The following is a 21,393-nucleotide window of genomic DNA, read 5'->3' on the forward strand; positions in this document are numbered from 1 at the left end:
TAGAATATAGAATATAGAATATAGAATATAAGAACAGTATAAATAATATAGATTTAGAACACAAACATATACTAAAAATAAATTTATAAAAGATATGTTATGAGGTAAAGTCATGGAAACAAATGATAGCTTTTGGAATGCAATAGATAGAATAGTGAGTGAATCAAAAATCATAATAGATAGGCCTAAGGGAGCTGTTCATCCTAAGTTTTCTGACTTTATTTATAGAGTTGACTATGGCTATTTAGATAATACCTCTTCAATGGATGGTTACGGCATTGATGTATGGGTAGAAACAGATAAAAGAAAACAAGTTGATGCTATTATATGTATCGTTGATTTAATGAAACGTGATTCGGAAATAAAAATATTAATAGAATATACAGAAAATGAAAAAGAATTCATTTACCAACCCCATAACGAAACAGATTACATTAAAGGTATACTTATACGCAGGTTATGAATATATATTCCATATCGTTTATCATGGAATTATAGATTGTAATAGATAGTAGACAGTATTTCTCTACAAACAGCAGAGGATTCAATCTTTCTCTCAATAAAGATCAACAGCTGACGATTTGATCTTTCTTTCAATAATGACATTACACCCAATTCCCCAGAATCTTTTATACCGGATCACTACTCTCCTATACAGGAGCTAAATATGTGGCCTCAATGCTTACCACATTTATCTATAATAGATTCAGGGATGCTCTAGCACCCGACTACTTTCAAACAAAAAATAAAAAATATCGTTGACATCCATGTATAATAAGTCTATAATGAACATTGTTCATATTGATAATCGTTTAATACAATAAAAGGAGAGATATTAATGCAGGCAATTATGGAAACACTTTTTGATGCAGTATATTTAATTACTGTCATCACACTGGGAATCATCATGATAACCAAATCAAAAGAAAGAAAAGAATATAAACTATTTGGAATTATGGCTGTCATACTTGGCTGCGGTGATGCCTTTCATCTGATCCCAAGAGCCTATTCCCTATGCACTGACGGACTTGCCGCCCATACAGCTGCCCTCGGCGTTGGAAAACTGATTACCTCAATAACAATGACCATATTTTATCTGATTCTTTTTGAAATCTGGAAAATGAGATATCATAAGGCAGACACGAAATCGCTGAATTTTGCCATGTACGGACTTGCCCTGATAAGAATTATACTCTGTCTGCTTCCCCAAAACAAATGGGCCAGTGCCGATGCACCATTATCCTGGGGAATTTACCGGAACATTCCTTTCGCCCTGATGGGAATACTGATTATTGTTCTATTCTATCAGGAAGCAAAAGAAAACCGGGACAGAAACTTCCGCTTTATGTGGCTTGCAATCACCTTAAGCTTCGGCTTCTATATCCCGGTTGTATTATGGGCTGATATGATTCCTTTGATAGGCATGCTCATGATCCCCAAAACCTGTGCTTACGTATGGGTAGTTCTCATGGGATACCTGGATATGAAAAAAAATTAACTGATTGGCTCCTTTGCCGGAAGTCCCGCCTTTCTGGGATATTTTCCGGGTGTAGGAGCCTTTTTCCTTATAATAAAAAGGGATCTGTAAATATCACTATATGGTAAATTAAACTCAATATTTTCCACCACTTCCCCGCCCAGGAGATAAAAGGCCTTTTTTGCGGCAGCCGCTTCCTCTTCTATTTTTTCGGATTTATAAGGAATAAACCTTCCCCCAACCTTCACGAACGGCAGGCAATATTCGGATAATGTGGCCATATTAGCAACTGCCCGTGACACACACAGATCATACTTTTCGCGGAACAATCCCGGCTTCGCATAGTCCTCCGCTCTTCCATGAACTGCATCTATATCCGCCAGTCCGATTTGGGCAATTACCTCATTCAAAAACTTTACTCTCTTATTCAGGGAATCCAGAAGTGTTACCTTTAATCCCGGAAATGCGATTTTCAAAGGGATTCCTGGAAAACCGGCTCCTGTCCCCACATCAATGACTGAGTACCCTTCCTTCGTCAGCTCCGGCACCGCTTTTATTAAAGAAAGACTGTCTACAAAGTGTTTTTTTAAAACTTCATCAAAATCAGTAATAGCTGTCAGATTCATTACTTCATTCCACTGGATCAGCAGTTCATAATACTGCATAAACTGTTCTTCCTGGTTCTTATCCAGTTCTATCGACAGTTCACTTAGATCTTTTCTGAATTGTGTCAAATTATAGCTTTTCATGCTTTTTCCTGCTTTCCCAGATGCTCCAGATAAATAAGAAGAACCGAAATATCAGCCGGTGAAACTCCTGAAATTCTTGATGCCTGTCCTACGGATACCGGCTTATAGGAAATCAACTTTTGCCTGGCTTCAAGACGGAGGCTGGAAATATCATTATAATCTATCCATTCCGGGATCTTTTTCTTTTCCATCTTTTTAAACTGCTCTACCTGACGCAGCTGTCTGGATATATATCCTTCATATTTCAGTTCTATTTCCACCTGCTCGATTACATCAACAGGTAAGGGCTTTCTGTCGGGATCAATCTCCCCTAAAATTTCATAATCCAGTTCAGGCCTGCAGATCAGCTCCGAAAGGCTTGCGGCAGTTTTCAAAGGTGAACTTCCATGTGATTCAAGAAATGACTGGATTGAAGCGGAAGCTCCTACCGTCGTTTTTTTCAGACGGTTCATTTCTTCCTGGATCTGTTTCTGCTTATATATGGTTGCTTCATATTCTTCTTTTCCTACAAGTCCAGCTTTATAGCCTATTTCACGAAGTCTGATATCCGCGTTATCCTGACGGAGAAGAAGTCTGTACTCAGCGCGGGAGGTCATCATTCTGTATGGCTCAAAATTATCCTTGGTTACCAGATCGTCAATCAACACCCCGATATAAGCCTGGGAACGATCCAGAATTATCTGCTCCTTTCCCTGTATGGAAAGGGCCGCATTCATTCCGGCTATCAGTCCCTGTGCCGCCGCTTCTTCATAACCGCTGCTTCCATTGAACTGCCCGCCGCTGAACAGTCCCTCAATATTTTTAAACTCCAGGGTAGGATACAGCTGCCTTGCATTAATGCAATCATATTCAATTGCATACGCATTTCTCACTATTTTACAGTGTTCCAGGCCAGGAACACTTCGGTACATTGCCAGCTGAACGTCCTCCGGAAGAGATGATGACATACCTCCCACATACATTTCATTTGTATGGATACCTTCCGGCTCCAGAAATACCTGGTGCCTTTTCTTATCCGCAAACTTTACCACTTTATCTTCAATAGACGGGCAGTATCTTGGCCCTGTCCCTTCTATAATTCCCGCATAAATCGGTGATCTGTCAAGGTTGGCGCGAATAATATCATGGGTCTCCTCATTGGTATAGGTCAGCCAGCAGGAAACCTGATCCTTCTGGATACTCTCAGGTATAGTGGAAAACGAAAAAGGAACCACTTTTTCATCTCCCCGCTGTTCTTCCATTTTGGAAAAATCAATTGTCCGCTTATCCATACGCGCCGGCGTCCCGGTCTTAAACCGCCTCATCTCAACCCCAAGCGCCTTCAGGGAATCCGTCAGGTGATTTGCGGGCTGCAGGCCATTCGGCCCTGTATAGGTAATAGCCTCACCACACAGACACCGCGCATTCAGATAGGTTCCCGTACATAATACGACCGCCTTTGCTTCATAAACAGCGCCCGTATAAATCCTTACTCCTGTAATTTTCTTCCTGCATTTTCCTGAACCATCATCCGTATCCGGCAAATCCTCCGCCAGAAGCTCACATACCTCCGCCTGCTTAATTGTCAGATGCTCCTGATTTTCAAGTATCATACGCATCTGCCAGGTATACTCCGCTTTGTCGGCCTGCGCCCTGAGAGAATGGACTGCCGGCCCTTTGGAAACATTCAGCATCTTGGACTGAATAAAAGTCTTATCTATATTCTTACCCATCTCACCGCCCAGGGCATCCACTTCCCGGACCAGATGGCCCTTAGAGGAACCGCCGATATTGGGGTTGCAGGGCATCAGCGCGATACTGTCCACGCTGACCGTAAAGATCACTGTCTCCAATCCCATTCTGGCACAGGCCAGCGCTGCCTCACATCCGGCATGTCCCGCCCCCACCACACAAACATCATAGCATTCCCTGATTTGCGGCATAATGAATAACTCCTTCTATTTTTTCTTTTTTTTGTTTTTTTTCTTCTTTTCTTCTGAATACACATCAGCCATGGCCGGAGGTGGTGTAATAATAACAGCCGGCGCAACAGCGCTTTCACAAACAGCGCCTTCCCGAACAATGCCTTCACGCGCAACACCTTCCCGAGCGGCATCTTCACGAACAGTATTTTCACGAACAGTATTTTCACGAATTACACTTTCACGGACAGGTTCCTCCCTCAGAACACTTTCCCGTGCAGCCGCTGCTTCCCTCACAGGCCCTGCATACTCTCTTTCTGCAAAAACCCGCCGGCCTGCCTCAGGAACAATTATGGAAGTCTGCATCTCTTCGCCGGAAAGGACATCTTTGGGTGCATTTTCCATAGAATCCGTAGCATTTTTACGGTTTTCCTGTACCTTTCCCCAGGCCTGATCCCAGAAAAACTTCACCGGCTCCCACACCAGCTCCAGCGCCCGCAGCAGAGCAATTATCAGTACTATCCAGCAAATAAAATGATACAGCTGTATTTCCCCGCTTCCATAATTATCTGTCGCACCGTAATAAAGTCCAAGTCCTACAATACCAACAGCCATTAAAAAAAGCAATCCCATATTTGATTCTTTTTTCATCTTGCCCTGTCCCCCTGATTTCTGTAAACTGCAGTATTTAAAACGATTTCTGCATACTTATGGATTCATCATACCACAAAAAAAATTAATAGAAAATACACAAAATAAATGATACTATGAAAACATAAGCCTGTCTTACGATCAGTGCAAAGCACTGGCCTGCGCAGCTAAATACGCTGCCCCGCTGGACAGTTACTAAAAACGGACTGCAGCACAATATTTTTCATAGAAAGCGACAGAAAAGGAGGAATTGAATGAAAGGATTATACTATGACGGATCCGGCGCCGTTTACCGGGAAGATCTTCCCATACCGGTTCCTGAAGAAGGCGAAAGCCTGATAAAAATACACTACAGCGCCGTATGCAATACGGACAAAGAAGTGCGGAAAGGATACCGCCCCTCATTTCGCGGCATTATGGGTCATGAATTTGTTGGCGAGGTTGTGGAGTCCCCGGATGAAAAGCTAAAAGGCCGCCGCGTGGTAGGTGAACTGAATGCAGCCTGCGGCAAATGCATCTACTGCCGGACCGGCAGGCCCACACACTGTTCCAACCGCCGGGTTCTGGGTATGGACAATAAAGATGGTTGTTTTGCAGAATATATGACTATCGATACCTCTCTTCTTCATCTGGTGCCGGACGAACTGCCGGATACCCGGGCCATCTTTACCGAACCGCTGGCCGCCGCCCTGGAAATCCTTACCCAGGTGCATATTTCACCGGATAAAAATGCAGCTGTTTTAGGGGATGGCAGGCTGGCGCTTCTCACCGCGCAGGTATTGGCGCTCACCGGTGTTGATCTTACGGTAATCGGCCGCCATCCAGAGAAACTGGAGCTTTTCCGTCCCTTCGCCAGGGTTACAACCTGCGGGGAAAAGGAAGGCTATGAAATCGTGGCAGAATGTACAGGTTCCGAAACAGGGCTTCCCCAGGCAATGGAACTTGTCCGTAAAAAAGGCACCATTCTGCTGAAAAGCACCTATTCAGGAAAACTCAGCATCGACATGAGCATGGTGGCGGTAAATGAGCTTACTATCGTTGGGAGCCGCTGCGGCCCATTTGAACCCGCACTCAGGCTTCTTAACGATAACAAAATCCATCTTCCGGAAATAGAGCTTTATGAATTAAAGGATTTTGAAAAAGCGTTTGCCTCAAAAGCCTTTAAAGCCGGCTTTTCCTTTGTCTGAATCTCTTTTAAGCAAGACAGAGAAACGAAGGCCGGCCATTCCCTCACCCAATACCTGATTACCTGCGGGAGCACTGGCAGATCGCGCTGTCAGTGCTCCCTGTTTTTTCCCTGTTGTTCTTATTCTTCCTTACTTTCCTTATTTCCCTGTCTTTTCTTATTTTCCTGTTCCCTCTTCCACTGCAGAATACGGTCAAGCTTCTCCTTAACCTCTGCTTCCTTTCCCTCACCGGTAGGTACATAATATCTTTTATCCTTCAGGGAATCCGGCAGACACCTCATCGCAGTAACCTTTTCTTCCGTATTATGGGCATAGATATAACCTTCTCCGTAATGAAGCTCCTCCATGAGCCTGGTAGGGGCATTACGTATCTGTAGCGGAACCGGCTCCGCCAGCATTTTAACAGCATCCTCTTTACAGTTCTCATAAGCTGCATATAGTGCATTGGACTTGGGAGCCATTGACAGGTATACCACTGCCTGTGCCAGATTCACACTACATTCAGGCATACCGTTAAAATGACAGGCCTGATAGGCAGCCACTGCGACCACAAGCGCATTGCTGTCTGCAATGCCCACATCCTCACTGGCAAAGCGCACCAGCCTTCTTGCCACATAAAGCGGATCCTCTCCTGCCTCCAACATTCTGGAAAGCCAGTACACCGCAGCATCCGGATCCGTATTTCTCATGGATTTATGAAGGGCGGAGATCAGATTGTAATGCTCCTCCCCCTTCTTATCATAAAGCAATGATTTCTTGCTGGTACACTGCTCCAGGATTTCTTTTGTTATCACCGTGGTTCCGTCGGGCTGTATTTCACCGTTCAATACCGTCATTTCCAGTGTATTCAGCGCCGTACGTCCGTCTCCGTTAGCAAAAGCCGCTATCATCTCTATCATATCATCCGATATGACTATCTTCTGACGGCCGAAGCCGGTGGGGGAACTAAGCGCATGGCGGAGCAGCTGCGCCACATCATCGGTGGTGAGGGCCTGCAGCACAAAAACCTTACATCTGGAAAGCAAAGCGGCATTGATTTCAAAGGAAGGATTTTCCGTAGTGGCGCCAATCAGTATAATGCTTCCTTTTTCCACAAAAGGGAGAAAAGCGTCCTGCTGCGCCTTGTTGAAACGGTGGATTTCATCAACAAACACAATGGTCTTCATTCCCATCTGCCGGGCGCTTTCCGCCTGGTTCATGACTTCCTTAATCTCCTTGATCCCGCTTGTTACCGCGCTGAAATCAATAAATTCAGCCTTTGTCTTTCTTGCGATAATCCTTGCCAGAGTCGTCTTTCCAACCCCCGGCGGTCCCCAGAAAATCATGGAGGAAACCATATCCTGATCTATCAGCCTGCGCAATACCTTTCCTTCACCGATCAGGTGCTTTTGCCCTACAAACTCATCCAGCCCGGACGGCCTGAGTCTGCTCGCCAGGGGATCATAGGTGATCCTGTTGTCATCAAATAATGACATCTGCTCCATTTTCATAATTATTTACCCATACAAAACTTGCTGAAAATCTCATTAACAAGATCTTCTCCCACTTCCTCACCGATAATAAGACCCAATGAAGCATAAGCGCTCATCAGATCAATGGAATAAAAGTCCTCCGGCATCTCATCCTCCAGGCTTTTCTTCACCATAAGCAGACTGTCCCTTGCTTCTTCCAGAGCCTGCTTATGGCGCATGCTGGTAATGACCACTTCCTCATTAAAAGAAAGCATCCCGCCGAAGAACATATCCTTTATCGTATTTTCAAACGCTTCAATTCCCGTATTATCCTTTGTGGAAGTCCGTATCATGCAGACCCTGGGATCCCCTATTTTTTCACGCAGCATCTCTTCCGTAACCACAGGTTCAAGATCCGTTTTATTCAGAAGAATTATGCATTTCTTATCCTTTAATAAATCAAGTATTTCCTCATCGCTTTCATCCAGCGCCACGCTGGAATCTACCACATACAGGATCAAATCTGCATCCTTTGCATATTTCAGGGCGCGCTGCACCCCTATTTTCTCCACCACATCCTCAGTGGCTCTGATCCCTGCGGTATCAATGATATTCAGACCGATTCCATGCAGACGTATCGATTCCTCCAGAACATCCCTTGTGGTTCCAGCCACATCCGTTACAATGGCCTTATCCTCACCTACCAGGATGTTAAGAAGAGATGACTTACCCGCATTGGGCTTTCCAACGATGACCGTATTGATCCCTTCCTTCAGGACTTTGCCGTTATCAGCGGAATTAATCAGTTTTTCACACCTGCCCAGAAGATCCTGGATCTTTGGAAGAAGCTTTTCAGGATAGCCTTCCGTGCTGATATGCTCCGGATCATCCAGTGCTGATTCTATAAAAGCGATTTCATAAAGGATTTCCTCCCGCATTTTCCGGATACAGTCGGATACGGAACCCTTCAGCTGCTTTACGGAAGATTTCAGGGCAAATTCATTTCTGGAATGGATCAAATCCATGACAGCCTCCGCCCTTGCAAGATCAATTCTTCCGTTCAGGAATGCCCTCTTTGTAAACTCGCCCGGTTCTGCCAGCCTGGCGCCCTGCTTCAGAACAGCTTCAAGAATTTTCTGCATGATTAAAACACCGCCATGACAATTGATCTCGACGGTGTCTTCCTTAGTATAGCTGTTAGGCGCTTTCATAATGGCTACCATTACTTCGTCCAGGATTTCTTCTCCATCCACAATAAAACCGTAGTGAATGGTATGGCTGCCATAATCCTTAAGATTATGGCAGCCATTCTTTGATTTATAAACCCTGTTTCCAATTTCAATTGCATCTTCTCCGCTGATACGGACAATTCCTATTCCTGAATCAGACAGTGCCGTTGCAATTGCAGCAATTGTTTCAGTCTGTTTCATAAATCCATCTACCTCTGTCCCTGCTTATTTCTTCAGGGTAACTACAACGTGACGGAAAGGTTCTTCCCCTTCACTGTGGGTTGTAACATATTTGTCATTCTGAAGGGCAGAATGAATAATTCTTCTTTCATACGGATTCATAGGCTCAAGAGAAACACTGCGTTTCGTTCTCTTTACCTTATATGCTATGTTCTTTGCCAGGTTCTCCAGCGTTTCTTTTCTTCTCTTACGGTAATTCTCAGTATCAACCTTAACACGGATATACTCTTCCGCTTCCTTGTTGACTACGAGGGAAACCAGGTACTGGAGGGAATCGAGGGTCTGTCCTCTTTTTCCAATAAGAACTCCCATGTCATCGCCGCTTAAATCGATGTCAAGAAATCCGTCTGTTTCATCAAACTTCACATCAACCACAACAGTCATCTTCATTGCGGCAAATACATCATTTAAGAATTCTCTGGCCGTATCTTCAACGCTTCCCTTAACCTTTGCCCTGATTTTCGCGGGCTTGGCATTAAATCCCAGGAAACCGGTAGAACCTTCTTCTATCACTTCATACTCCAGCTTATCACTGGTCACAAGAAATTTACGGCATGCTGCGGTAATGGCATCATCCACTGTCTTGGCAGTAAATTCTACGAACTCCATAATTTCCTCCGTTCTGCCGCCGGGCGCGGCAATCATCACAGGAACCGTTGCTTCACAGTTCCATAACATCTTATCTTACTGCAGTCCGCCCTCCGGCTTTGCTGCATCCTATTTCTTACCGGTGCTGTCCTTTTCCGGCCTGCTGTTATTATTTTCGTTATAAACCTTAACCATATTTGCTTTTGCAGCAATACTTCCGGGCTTCGGCGCGTTCTTGTTATACATCTCCGTCGCCTTCTTCACGGCCGCTTCCTTCTCCTCCGCCGTCATGGGCGCTTTTGATCCCGCGGGCTTTTTAGAAGAAGTGCTTGCAGCTGTCACAGGCTTCGTGGAAGGCTGCACATTACGTGTATTCATGCTGGCATACTGGTTTATGGTCTTAGGATCAATTCCGGCCTTTTCCATCCGCTTGATCCGTTTTTCCTGCTTTTTCTTGGCCTTGTCCTTGTTTTTCTCAATCAGCTGATCAAAATCAGTCTTATCAATATGCTTATTAACAAGCACCTGCTGAATACTTCTTACCACCGCACTGGCAACCCAGTATAAACCAACACCGGCAGGCAGTGAGAAACAGAATACCGCAGACATGATGGGCATGATATTGTTCATCATCTTCATGGAAGACATCATGCTGTTCTGCTCGCCATTGGATTCCGGCTGGGGCATGAGTTTAACGTTCAGCCACTGGGTAACTGCAGCAAGTACAGGGATGGCAAGCGCTGCAATAATCAGAAGTACATTCTTAGCCTGCATCGCATTGGACAGATAATAAGAAGGGGAATCCCCGATATTCATGCCAAACAGATTATTGTAGGAAGCAAGCTTTTCCGTAGTGGCAGCGATATCCGCTGATAAATTGGGAAATTTCTCAGCAAGAGTCGCCCATTCCGGAGTTGACGCTTTATTCAGCACATCAATAAACGTATTCTGTACATAGGTTGTATCCCCGGCAGTAAACAGTTCATTGGAAAACTGCTTCATATACATCCCAGCATTACGGAAGCCCTGAATAAACTCCGCGCTTCCCGGCTGGGCAATCAGCTTGTCCACCAGGGGGAAGAACGCCTCCTTAACCTGTCCGATATAAGCAGGAATGGCATAAATAACCTTATACAAAGCATAGATAATAGGGAGCTGAATCAGCATCTGGACACAGCTGCCCATAGGTGAAACACCGTATTTTGCATAAACGGCCTGCGTTTCATTCTGCATGGCCATCATGGAATCATTGTCTTTCTTTCCATTGTATTTCTTCTGGATGGCCTGCAGCTCAGGATTCATCTTATTACTCAGCTTTGAGAACTTCTGCTGCTTAATTGTCAAAGGAAGCATGAGCATATAAATAACAATGGTGAAAATGATAATAGCGATACCGATGTTGGGAATCCCGATCAGGTTGAGGATATAAAAGATACCCTCCATAATATAACCGAGCAACGTGGCAACCCACCCGATAACAGGAGTCGCACTTTTGGTCAAAATAATTCCTGGCAAAACTTATTTCCTCCTTAAACCGGCGCCCTCTTTAAGGAACCGGGTCATAGCCTCCCTTGGAAAAGGGATTACATCTCAAAATTCTCCAAAAAGCAAGCAAGCCGCCCTTAATGACACCGTACTTCTCCACAGCCTGAAGCCCATACTCGCTGCAGGTGGGAAAATAAGGACATTTTGTACTTTTCATTGGTGATATATACTTTCTATATCCTTTAATCAGGGCAATTACAATCTTTTTCATATCCAATTCAGCTTATAATTTTATGAAGCTTACCCAAATGCAACAATGCACTCTCGATTTCCGCATAGGAAGCCGAAGCTGCATTCGCTCTGGCTATGACTACTATATCTAAACCACTATTAAATATATTCTCCTGCAGTCTGTAGCTTTCGCGCACCAGCCTTGTGACATGATGACGCACAACGCTGTTCCCTACTTTTTTACTTACAGAAATTCCAAGTCTGTTTCTTTCCATGTTATTTTCCAACACATACATGACCAACAGTTTATTGGCATAAGATCTGCCCTTCCGGTAAACAGACTGAAAATCCTGGTTTTTCTTCAAGCTTTCCGAAAAATTCATTCTACATCCAATCTTTCCTGGAAAGAGAAAAAAAGGCCACAAAACTGCGGCCTATGCGGATAATCTCTTTCTTCCTTTTGCTCTTCTTGCTGCCAGTACCTTTCTTCCTCCCGGAGTACTCATTCTGGCTCTGAAGCCGTGAACTTTATTTCTCTGCCTGTTCTTAGGCTGAAATGTCATTTTCATTAAAGATGCACCTCCTTCACTTGGGTTTCTGATGTTGTGTCAGAAAATATCATTACCGATTATATAGGAAGAAACCCCGCAAGTCAAGCAAAACCGCGCATTTTCCCCAATAAAAAAAACGCTGAAAAAAGGCGGTAAAAATCGTGTTTTTCACTAATACAATATGTAGTTACTAAAATTTCATTTTTTATACAATATCTAGCCCCGGAAAAATAATCCACACGCTGCCAACGATTCTTTCCACTTAACATAACATTATCCACAAATTGTGTATAACTTGTGGATAAACTCAGCTTAATTTTTATTCTCAATTTAAAAATTATTATCAAAGCCGCATAAAATCTGGATGTTTATATGTTGATTTCACTTTTCCACTTATCCACATTTACACATCCCAAACCCCAAATATGTTAACTTCCACCCCCTTCCGTTCACACCCTGTGGAAAAATCTTATCCCCATAATTAACATTTGATATTTGCATTTTTTTAGAGTAAGATAAGATAGATGTATTTTCAGTTAGTTTAGGAGGTTTAGGGATGCAGGCAATCGAGGCCAGATGGGATGAAATTAAGGAAACCATCAGAAAAGAATATGATCTCTCCGATGTTTCATATCATACGTGGATAGAACCACTGAAGTTTTTCGATGTACAGGATGATGTGGTAATCATTCTTATCACATCGAACCAGTCACATGCACTTAATTATATTTCTTCCAAATATAAAGACTTCTTCCGTGTTACCATTACAGAAATGATGGATCATTATTATGAAGTTTCTTTTATATTGGAGAAGGATGCCAGGAAGGACAAGTCCTCCGCTGAGGATCTGAAGTCCCCCTTCAGCGGCACCTTTAATATCAATTATGAAAATGCAAACCTGAACCCGAAGTATAAATTCGATACCTTCGTTGTAGGAAGCAACAATAAATTCGCCCATTCCGCCTGTCTTGCCGTTGCGGAATCCCCCGGTGACGCTTATAATCCCCTCTATATTTATGGCGGGGCCGGACTGGGCAAAACCCACCTTATGCATTCCATCGGCCATTTTGTCCTGGAACAGAATCCGGACATGAAGGTTATTTATGTTACTTCGGAGTCCTTTACTAATGAAGTAATTGAATCCATCCGAAGCGGTAATGCGGCTGCCATGACCAAGCTGCGTGACAAATACCGTACGGTGGATGTCCTCATGATCGACGATATCCAATTTATAATAGGAAAAGAAAGTACACAGGAGGAGTTCTTCCATACCTTCAATGTCCTTCATGCCGCCGGAAAACAGATCGTTCTGTCCTCCGATAAACCGCCCAAGGAAATGGAAACCCTGGATGAAAGGTTCCGTTCCCGCTTTGAATGGGGCCTGATCGCAGATATCCAGCCCCCTGATTATGAGACCAGGATGGCAATTCTGCGCAAGAATGCGGAGAACTATGATAAAAAGATCGACGACTCCATTTTCCAGTATATTGCAACCAACATTAAATCCAACATCCGTGAGCTGGAGGGCGCTTTCAACCGTATCATCGCCAAATCCAAGATTGAGAACCAGCCTGAGATCACGATGGAGCTGGCGGAGGATGCGCTGAAGGATATCATCAATCCGGACAAGCCCGACAAGATCACGCCTGAACTTATTATTAAGGTAGTTGCCGAGCACTATGGTGTTAATCCTGAAGACATCACCTCCAAAAAGAGGAACTCGGAATTCGTACTGCCCCGCCAGGTCGTTATGTATCTGTGCAGGGATCTGACGGAAACCTCACTGGCCAACATCGGCAAGCTGCTTGGTAAAAAAGATCACACCACCGTAATTCACGGAGCCAATAAGATCTCAGAAGAGCTTGCCACCAACGAAGAGCTTAAGAATAACATTGAAATTATCAAGAAGAAGATATGTGTATAACTTTGTTTAAAAAAAGTTGACAAGCTGTGGGCAGTATGGGGACAGGCTGTGAATAGGAATTTTTACGGCAGGATGCCCTGGATCGGCGGTTCAGAACGTTTGTGAATATCCTGACAATTAACCTCAGCCTGTCCGTCAGTTTTAAACAAGTTATTATTTTCAGTTTTCCTTGCAAAATGTATAATAAAAAGGGTTATCCACATATCTACATCCCCTACTATTTAATATTACTAAATACTTTAATTAATAAAAGATCGCGCGCGGCGTGGCAACCGGTACGTTAATGTGAATTCGCAGAAGGGAGTTTATGCACACATGAAATTAGTTTGTTCCAAAAGCAATCTGTTAACAGGTCTTCAGGTGGTATCCAAAGCAGTGCCGAATAAAACCACCATGTCCATCCTGGAATGTATCCTCATTGATTCCACCGGAGGAGAAATTAAACTGACTGCCAACGATATGGAGCTTGGCATTGAAACAATTATTGAAGGCGACATCGTTGAAAAAGGGATCATTGCCCTGGATGCCAAGATCTTTTTGGAAATCGTAAGGAAGCTGCCTGACAACGATATCACCATCACAACCGACAGTAATTTTAAAACGACCATCACCTGTGAAAAGGCAAAGTTCAATATCATTGGAAAATCAGGAGAAGATTTTTCCTATCTTCCCATGATTGAAAGAAATGAATCCATTGTCCTGTCACAGTATACCCTGAAGGAAGTGATCCGCCAGACGATCTTTTCCATCTCTGACAACGATAACAATAAGCTGATGAGCGGTGAACTCTTTGAGATCAACGGTGAGGAAATGAGAGTGATCTCCCTTGACGGACATCGTATCTCCATCCGTAAGATCCATCTGAAGAACTCCTACCCTTCCCAAAAAGTAGTGGTTCCCGGAAAGACACTGAACGAGATCAGCAAGATCCTGGGCGGTGATGCGGATAAGGACGTAACGATTTTCTTTACAGACAAGCATATTGTTTTTGAATTTGAAAATACCACGGTGGTTTCCAGGCTGATTGAGGGTGAATACTTCAAGATCGATCAGATGCTTTCCAGCGATTATGAAACCAAGGTTGAGATCAATAAAAAAGAGCTCCTTGACTGTATTGACAGAGCGACCCTGCTCATCAAGGAAGGGGATAAAAAGCCCATTATTATCAATATTACAGACGGCTCCATGGAGCTTAAGATCAATTCCACGGTGGGAAGCATGGATGAAGAAATCGATATTTCCAAGGTGGGAAAAGATCTCATGATCGGCTTTAACCCCAAGTTCCTCATTGATGCCCTGCGTGTTATTGACGACGAAACGATCACTATCTATCTGGTAAATCCAAAAGCTCCCTGCTTTATCAGGGATGAGGAAAATAATTATATCTATCTGATTCTGCCGGTTAACTTTACAACAGTGTAACTGTGGAAGGACGTTTACGGCAGTTTTGGAAGCGGAAGGATAAAAATGCAGACTTTTAAAATAAAAGATGAATATATTAAGCTGGGACAGGCTCTGAAGGCAGCCGGCCTTGCCGAGTCCGGGGTGGATGCCAAGTATGCGGTGCAGGACGGGCTTGTTAAGGTGAACGGCCAGGTGGAAACGCAGCGCGGTAAAAAACTGGTTCCCGGGGATCTTGTGGAATTTAACGGACAGACTCTTAAAATCGAGTAATTTTTCTGCGGCAGTTCATGACGTTATACGTTATGGGCTGCTGCAGTTTTGAAAGGCAGTATCGGGTAATTTTCATGGTAATCAAATCACTGGAGCTATCCAATTTCAGGAATTATGCTTTTCTGGATATGAGCTTCGACAAAGGCACGAATATTCTTTACGGGGACAACGCACAGGGGAAGACGAACATCCTTGAGGCGATTTATTTGTGTGCCACGACAAAATCCCACCGGGGAACAAAGGATCGGGATATTGTTAACTTCGAAGAGGAAGAGGCTCACATCAGGACTTATCTGGAAAAGGACGGGGATGAGATCAAAATCGACATGCATCTCCGCAAAAATAAGACAAAAGGGATTGCTATCGACGGAAGAAAGCTGAAGAAGGCCACAGAGCTTCTGGGGCTGATGAATGTTGTTTTTTTCTCCCCGGAGGATCTCAGTATCATTAAAAATGGCCCTTCGGAAAGGCGCAGATTCGTGGATATGGAGCTTTGTCAGCTTGATCCCATGTATCTGCATAACCTGAACAACTATAATAAAATAGTAAACCAGAGAAACCGGCTGCTCAAGGATATGTACATGAATCCCTCCCTGAGGGGGACGTTGGATGTATGGGATATTCAGCTGGTGGAATTCGGGAAAAAAATTATTGCAAGGCGCGTTGCTTTTGTGGAGCAGCTGAACGGGATTATCGGCAGCATCCATGACAGCCTTTCCGGCGGAAGGGAAAAGCTGGTGATCTCCTATGAACCGGATATTTCCGCGGAGGATTTCGAAAACAGGCTCCGCGCCGGCCAGGAAAGGGATATCCGGCTGAAGCAGACGACTGTAGGGCCGCACCGGGATGATTTTGCCTTTATTGCCAACGACATAGATATCCGGAGATTTGGTTCCCAGGGACAGCAGAGGACGGCGGCGCTTTCTTTGAAGCTGTCGGAAATCGAACTCGTTAAAAAAATGACAAACGATACCCCCATACTGCTTCTGGACGATGTCCTGTCCGAACTGGACAGCAGCCGCCAGAATTATCTTCTGAACAGCATAGGGGATATTCAGACGATCATTACCTGCACCGGTCTGGATGAATTTATCAATAACCGGTTTGAAATCAATAAAGTGTTCAAGGTTACGAGCGGAACCATCGCCGCGGTATAGCTGTAACAGTCCGGACAGGCCTGAACTGTTATGTATGGCTTCACAGTCGGAAACGGTCGATATTCTGTCTATTGTGGACAAAGCAAATTCATGATATAATAAAACAGAATAGGCAAACAGGTAGAAAAACTTATGGGCCTGATCATAAGGGTCTGTAGGCTTTTCTATCTATTTGTGCTCTTTTTGTTTAATTTTGGCCTTTTGCAGTGAAATGGAGGAATATATGGGTACTGAAAACACAGAAAGCCACAGCGAATATGGCGCGGACCAGATACAGATACTGGAAGGTTTGGAAGCGGTCCGCAAACGACCTGGTATGTATATTGGTACTACATCCAGCAGGGGACTCCACCATCTGGTCTACGAAATCGTAGACAATGCGGTGGATGAAGCTCTTGCCGGCTATTGTGATACCATCGATGTTACAATTAATCAGGATAATTCCGTTACGGTTATAGATAACGGACGTGGTATTCCTGTCGGTATCAACCATAAAGCCGGCATTGCCGCTGTAGAAGTGGTATTTACCATCCTTCATGCGGGCGGAAAGTTCGGCGGCGGGGGATACAAGGTATCCGGAGGTCTCCATGGAGTAGGCGCTTCCGTAGTGAATGCCCTTTCTGACTGGCTGGAGGTAGAGATCTGCCAGGAAGGCAAGGTTTACAGACAGCGTTATGAAAGGGGAAAGGCAGTCTATACCCTGAAGGTTGTTGGCGAATGTGATCCGGATAAGACGGGTACTAAGGTTACCTTTAAGCCTGACGCCACGATTTTCCAGGAAACCACGGAATATGACTTTGACGTGCTCAAGCAGCGTCTGCGTGAGATGGCATTTCTCACCAGGGGCCTTAAGATCATACTCAGAGATACCAGGGAAGAGAATCCCCAGGAGAAATCCTTCCACTATGAGGGCGGGATCAAGGAATTTGTCTCTTACCTGAATAAGAGCAAGACCCCTCTTTATGAAAATGTCATGTATTTTGAGGGAAGCAAGAATAACGTATACGTGGAAGTGGCAATGCAGCACAACGATTCCTATGTGGAGAGCGTTTACAGCTTTGTCAACAACATCAATACGCCGGAGGGCGGGACGCATCTCGTCGGCTTCCGGAATGCAATAACCAAGACCTTTAATGATTATGCAAGAAATAAAAAGCTGTTAAAGGACAATGAGACGAACCTTACCGGAGAAGACATCCGGGAAGGTATGACTGCCATTGTCAGTGTGAAGATAGAGGATCCCCAGTTTGAGGGACAGACCAAGCAGAAGCTTGGAAATTCCGAGGCCAGGGGCGCGGTGGACAGTGTGGTAAGCGAGCAGCTTACCTATTTCCTGGAGCAGAATCCGGCCGTGGCCAAGACCATCTGTGAGAAATCCATTCTGGCGCAGCGTGCCAGGGAGGCTGCCAGAAAAGCAAGGGAGCTGACCAGAAGAAAAACAGCTCTGGAGGGCATGTCCCTGCCCGGAAAGCTGGCTGACTGCTCCGATAAAGATCCTAAAAACTGTGAAATCTACATCGTAGAGGGAGATTCCGCCGGCGGCTCCGCCAAAAAGGCAAGAAGCCGTGCCACACAGGCCATCCTGCCTCTGCGCGGTAAGATCCTGAATGTGGAAAAGGCAAGGCTTGACAAGGTATATGCCAATGCGGAAATAAAAGCAATGATCACAGCCTTTGGCACGGGAATCCATGACGATTTTGATATTTCCAAGCTCAGATACCATAAGATCATTATCATGACGGATGCCGATGTTGACGGCTCCCATATTGCAACTCTCCTGCTTACTTTTATTTATCGTTTTATGCCTGATCTGATTAAGCAGGGACATGTATATCTGGCGCAGCCTCCTCTTTATAAGCTGGAGAAAAATAAAAAAGAGTGGTATGCATACAGCGATGAAGAGCTGAATCAGATTCTTTCAGAGGTGGGAAGAGATCAGAACAACAAGATACAGCGTTACAAAGGACTGGGAGAAATGGATGCCGAGCAGCTTTGGGAGACAACCATGGATCCTGAAAAACGTATTCTTCTCCGTGTAAATATGGATGAAGAGGCGGAGTCTGAGGTTGATCTTACCTTTACCACACTGATGGGAGACAAAGTGGAGCCCCGGCGCGAATTCATTGAAGAGAACGCCAAGTATGCCAAGAATCTGGATATCTGATGACAGTTACTGGAGAAACGGAGAGTCATTAAAGAATGGAAGATAATATTTTTGATAAAATCCATGACGTCGATCTGAAGGAAACCATGGAAAATTCCTACATTGATTACGCCATGAGCGTTATAGCATCCCGTGCGCTTCCTGATGTCAGGGACGGCCTGAAGCCGGTGCAGAGGCGTGTTCTCTATTCCATGATAGAGCTGAACAACGGTCCGGATAAGCCGCACAGAAAGTGCGCCCGTATCGTCGGCGATACCATGGGTAAGTACCATCCCCACGGCGACAGCTCCATTTACGGGGCGCTGGTTAATATGGCCCAGGAGTGGTCCACAAGATATCCGCTGGTTGACGGACACGGAAACTTCGGTTCCGAGGACGGCGACGGCGCGGCCGCCATGCGTTATACAGAGGCCAGGCTTTCCAAGATTTCCATGGAGATGCTGGCCGATATCAATAAAGATACGGTAGATTTCGTACCCAACTTTGATGAAACGGAAAAGGAACCCACTGTACTCCCCAGCCGTTATCCCAATCTTCTGGTAAACGGTACCTCCGGTATTGCCGTAGGTATGGCTACCAATATCCCTCCCCACAATTTAAGGGAGGTAGTGAATGCGGTTGTCAGGCTGATTGACAATCGGGTAAATGAAGACAGGGATACGGATATAGAAGAGGTTCTGCAGATCATAACGGCGCCCGATTTTCCTACGGGCGGAATTATCCTGGGAACCAGGGGAGCGGAAGAAGCCTATCGTACCGGCCGGGGAAAGGTCAGGGTGCGCGCGGTAACCGATATTGAGACACTTCCCAATGGTAAGAGCCAGATTATCGTAACTGAGCTTCCCTACATGGTGAACAAGGCCCGTCTGATCGAAAAGATCGCGGAGCTGCATAAAGAGAAGAAAATTGACGGAATTACCGATCTGAGGGATGAATCCAACAGAGAAGGAACCCGTATTGTCATTGAACTCAGAAGAGACGCCAATGCCAACGTAATCCTGAATCTGCTTTACAAGCATACGCAGATGCAGGATACCTTCGGAATCATTATGCTGGCGCTGGTCAACAACGAGCCTAAGGTGCTCAACCTTCTGGAAATGCTGAAGCTGTATCTGAAGCACCAGGAGGATGTGGTAACAAGAAGGACAAAGTATGATCTGAATAAGGCGGAAGAGCGGGATCATATTTTACAGGGCTTGCTGATTGCCCTGGATCATATCGAAGAAGTGATCCGCATTATCCGTTCCAGCCAGAATACCCAGGCTGCCAAGGAAAACCTGATGAACCGCTTTGAACTTTCAGATGCACAGGCGCAGGCCATCGTAGATATGAGGCTGCGCGCTCTGACAGGTCTGGAAAGAGAGAAGCTGGAAAATGAGCATAAGGAGCTGCTGGCAAAGATCGCGGAGCTGAAGGCGATCCTTGCAGATGAGAAGCTGCTGCTGGGTGTTATCCGTGAGGAAATCCAGATAACTGCCCTGAAGTACGGTGACGACAGAAGGAGCCGCATCGGCTATGATGAGTATGATATTTCCATGGAGGATATGATCCCCAGGGACAATACCGTAATTGCAATGACCAATCTGGGATATATCAAGCGTATGACCGTTGATAATTTCAAATCCCAGAACCGCGGCGGCAAGGGAATTAAGGGAATGCAGACCATCGAGGAGGACTTCATCGCCGATCTGCTGATGACCACCACCCATCATTATGTCATGTTCTTTACCAACTACGGCAGGGTGTACCGGTTAAAGGCCTATGAAATCCCCGAAGCAAGCAGGACGGCCAGGGGAACGGCCATCATTAACCTTCTCCAGCTGAATCCGGGAGAAAAGATCTCGGCCATTATCCCTGTGAAGGATTATGAGGACAATAAGAACCTGTTCATGGTAACCAGAAACGGTATCGTGAAGAAAACTCCGGTTATGGAATACAGCAATGTACGTAAAAACGGCCTTGCCGCGATCAATCTGCGCGATGACGATGAACTGATTGAGGTTAAAATCACTGACGCGGATACGGAAATCTTCCTGGTAACCAGACATGGCATGTGTATCCGCTTCAAGGAAACTGATGTGAGGGCGACCGGAAGAATGTCCATGGGTGTTATCGGCATGAACCTGGATGACGGTGACGAAATCGTGGGCATGCAGCTTGACAGCCAGGGCGATTCCCTGTTAATCGTGTCCGAGAACGGTATGGGCAAGCGTACCTATCTTGAAGAGTTCTCCGTGCAGAAGAGAGGCGGAAAGGGCGTTAAGTGCTATAAGATTACAGAGAAGACGGGCTATGTTGTGGGCGTGAAAGCCACAAATGACGATCATGAGATCATGATGATCACCACCGAAGGAATTATCATTCAGCTGAGGGTAGAGGATATTTCCATTCTGGGAAGAATCACCTCCGGCGTGAAGATGATCAATCTGGATAAGGGCGTGAAGGTAGCGCAGATAGCCAAGGTAAGAGAGCGAGTTTCTGATGGAAGCCAGGAATTCGATAATCCGGAGGATGCCATGGAGGATATTCCAGAGGAAGAAAGATATGTAAGCAGCGCGGACGAAGATGAAAATCTGATTTTCCCTACGGAAGAAGAGGATGAATAATTATAAGTTCCAATAAAAAAAGAGAAAGCGGCATCTGCAGTTGAAAACAACAGATGTCCGGAAGAAATAAGCAGATAACCATTAAGTTATCTGCTTATTTCATAGGGTGTTTTTTATACGGGCGGTGA

Annotated in this window: 19 protein-coding genes; 9 read left to right on the plus strand and 10 right to left on the minus strand. The window is 45.0% G+C overall.

Annotated features, from left to right (window positions below):
- Positions 1 to 112: 112 nt before the first annotated feature.
- Complete coding sequence (locus HMPREF1548_RS04080) at positions 113 to 463, plus strand: hypothetical protein (RefSeq protein WP_021634507.1); 351 nt, start codon at positions 113 to 115, stop codon at positions 461 to 463.
- Positions 464 to 838: 375 nt separating this feature from the next.
- A complete protein-coding gene (locus HMPREF1548_RS04085; RefSeq protein ID WP_021634508.1) occupies positions 839 to 1,498 on the plus strand; it encodes a hypothetical protein in 660 nt (219 codons plus the stop codon).
- Here HMPREF1548_RS04085 and rsmG read toward each other — a convergent pair.
- The 3 genes from rsmG to HMPREF1548_RS04100 are packed head-to-tail and all read right to left on the minus strand — an operon-like array spanning position 1,495 to position 4,778.
- The gene (rsmG, locus tag HMPREF1548_RS04090) at positions 1,495 to 2,226 is read right to left on the minus strand and encodes a 16S rRNA (guanine(527)-N(7))-methyltransferase RsmG (RefSeq protein ID WP_021634509.1); all 732 of its coding nucleotides are present in this window, start codon (positions 2,224 to 2,226) and stop codon (positions 1,495 to 1,497) included. The genes HMPREF1548_RS04085 and rsmG overlap by 4 nt on opposite strands.
- Positions 2,223 to 4,148 (minus strand): tRNA uridine-5-carboxymethylaminomethyl(34) synthesis enzyme MnmG, encoded by a 1,926-nt coding sequence (gene mnmG / locus HMPREF1548_RS04095; RefSeq protein ID WP_021634510.1) that lies wholly within the window; start codon positions 4,146 to 4,148, stop codon positions 2,223 to 2,225. Before mnmG ends, rsmG begins: the two co-directional genes overlap by 4 nt.
- Positions 4,149 to 4,163: 15 nt before the next feature.
- On the minus strand, positions 4,164 to 4,778 hold the full coding sequence (locus HMPREF1548_RS04100; protein WP_021634511.1) for a hypothetical protein: 615 nt from the start codon (positions 4,776 to 4,778) through the stop codon (positions 4,164 to 4,166).
- 254 nt (positions 4,779 to 5,032) lie between these two features.
- On the opposite strand from HMPREF1548_RS04100, the gene HMPREF1548_RS04105 reads away from it, so the two are divergent.
- Complete coding sequence (locus HMPREF1548_RS04105) at positions 5,033 to 5,965, plus strand: MDR/zinc-dependent alcohol dehydrogenase-like family protein (protein ID WP_021634513.1); 933 nt, start codon at positions 5,033 to 5,035, stop codon at positions 5,963 to 5,965.
- 119 nt (positions 5,966 to 6,084) lie between these two features.
- On the opposite strand, the gene HMPREF1548_RS04110 is transcribed toward HMPREF1548_RS04105, so the two are convergent.
- The 7 genes from HMPREF1548_RS04110 to rpmH all read right to left on the minus strand — a co-directional run bounded on the left by HMPREF1548_RS04110 (position 6,085) and on the right by rpmH (position 11,758).
- The gene (locus tag HMPREF1548_RS04110) at positions 6,085 to 7,449 is read right to left on the minus strand and encodes a replication-associated recombination protein A (RefSeq protein WP_051358314.1); all 1,365 of its coding nucleotides are present in this window, start codon (positions 7,447 to 7,449) and stop codon (positions 6,085 to 6,087) included.
- 8 nt (positions 7,450 to 7,457) lie between these two features.
- On the minus strand, positions 7,458 to 8,846 hold the full coding sequence (mnmE, locus tag HMPREF1548_RS04115; protein ID WP_021634515.1) for a tRNA uridine-5-carboxymethylaminomethyl(34) synthesis GTPase MnmE: 1,389 nt from the start codon (positions 8,844 to 8,846) through the stop codon (positions 7,458 to 7,460).
- Positions 8,847 to 8,870: 24 nt separating this feature from the next.
- Positions 8,871 to 9,494: an RNA-binding cell elongation regulator Jag/EloR gene (gene jag, locus HMPREF1548_RS04120; protein ID WP_025487946.1), complete on the minus strand. Its 624-nt coding sequence runs from the start codon at positions 9,492 to 9,494 to the stop codon at positions 8,871 to 8,873.
- A gap of 108 nt (positions 9,495 to 9,602) precedes the next feature.
- Positions 9,603 to 10,988 carry a YidC/Oxa1 family membrane protein insertase gene (locus HMPREF1548_RS04125; RefSeq protein ID WP_025487947.1) on the minus strand — a complete coding sequence of 462 codons (1,386 nt, stop codon included), beginning with the start codon at positions 10,986 to 10,988 and terminating at the stop codon, positions 9,603 to 9,605.
- Between the two features lie 31 nt (positions 10,989 to 11,019).
- Entirely contained in the window at positions 11,020 to 11,229 is a 210-nt protein-coding gene (yidD, locus tag HMPREF1548_RS04130; RefSeq protein WP_021634518.1) for a membrane protein insertion efficiency factor YidD, read from the minus strand.
- 7 nt (positions 11,230 to 11,236) lie between these two features.
- On the minus strand, positions 11,237 to 11,572 hold the full coding sequence (gene rnpA / locus HMPREF1548_RS04135; RefSeq protein ID WP_021634519.1) for a ribonuclease P protein component: 336 nt from the start codon (positions 11,570 to 11,572) through the stop codon (positions 11,237 to 11,239).
- A gap of 51 nt (positions 11,573 to 11,623) precedes the next feature.
- On the minus strand, positions 11,624 to 11,758 hold the full coding sequence (rpmH, locus tag HMPREF1548_RS04140; protein WP_009255045.1) for a 50S ribosomal protein L34: 135 nt from the start codon (positions 11,756 to 11,758) through the stop codon (positions 11,624 to 11,626).
- A 538-nt stretch (positions 11,759 to 12,296) separates the two neighbouring features.
- Between rpmH and dnaA the strand changes: the two genes are divergently transcribed.
- The 6 genes from dnaA (at position 12,297) to gyrA (ending at position 21,265) form a co-directional block, all read left to right on the plus strand.
- On the plus strand, positions 12,297 to 13,664 hold the full coding sequence (dnaA, locus tag HMPREF1548_RS04145; RefSeq protein WP_021634521.1) for a chromosomal replication initiator protein DnaA: 1,368 nt from the start codon (positions 12,297 to 12,299) through the stop codon (positions 13,662 to 13,664).
- Positions 13,665 to 13,979: 315 nt separating this feature from the next.
- The gene (dnaN, locus tag HMPREF1548_RS04150; protein WP_021634523.1) at positions 13,980 to 15,086 is read left to right on the plus strand and encodes a DNA polymerase III subunit beta; all 1,107 of its coding nucleotides are present in this window, start codon (positions 13,980 to 13,982) and stop codon (positions 15,084 to 15,086) included.
- A 45-nt stretch (positions 15,087 to 15,131) separates the two neighbouring features.
- Entirely contained in the window at positions 15,132 to 15,338 is a 207-nt protein-coding gene (locus tag HMPREF1548_RS04155) for an RNA-binding S4 domain-containing protein (protein WP_021634524.1), read from the plus strand.
- Between the two features lie 74 nt (positions 15,339 to 15,412).
- The gene (recF, locus tag HMPREF1548_RS04160; RefSeq protein ID WP_021634525.1) at positions 15,413 to 16,495 is read left to right on the plus strand and encodes a DNA replication/repair protein RecF; all 1,083 of its coding nucleotides are present in this window, start codon (positions 15,413 to 15,415) and stop codon (positions 16,493 to 16,495) included.
- 223 nt (positions 16,496 to 16,718) lie between these two features.
- Entirely contained in the window at positions 16,719 to 18,659 is a 1,941-nt protein-coding gene (gene gyrB, locus HMPREF1548_RS04165) for a DNA topoisomerase (ATP-hydrolyzing) subunit B (protein ID WP_035320994.1), read from the plus strand.
- A gap of 35 nt (positions 18,660 to 18,694) precedes the next feature.
- Entirely contained in the window at positions 18,695 to 21,265 is a 2,571-nt protein-coding gene (gyrA, locus tag HMPREF1548_RS04170) for a DNA gyrase subunit A (RefSeq protein WP_021634527.1), read from the plus strand.
- Positions 21,266 to 21,393: the final 128 nt, after the last annotated feature.

The organism is Clostridium sp. KLE 1755, assembly GCF_000466465.2.
Classification (GTDB): Bacteria; Bacillota; Clostridia; order Lachnospirales; family Lachnospiraceae; genus Eisenbergiella; species Eisenbergiella porci.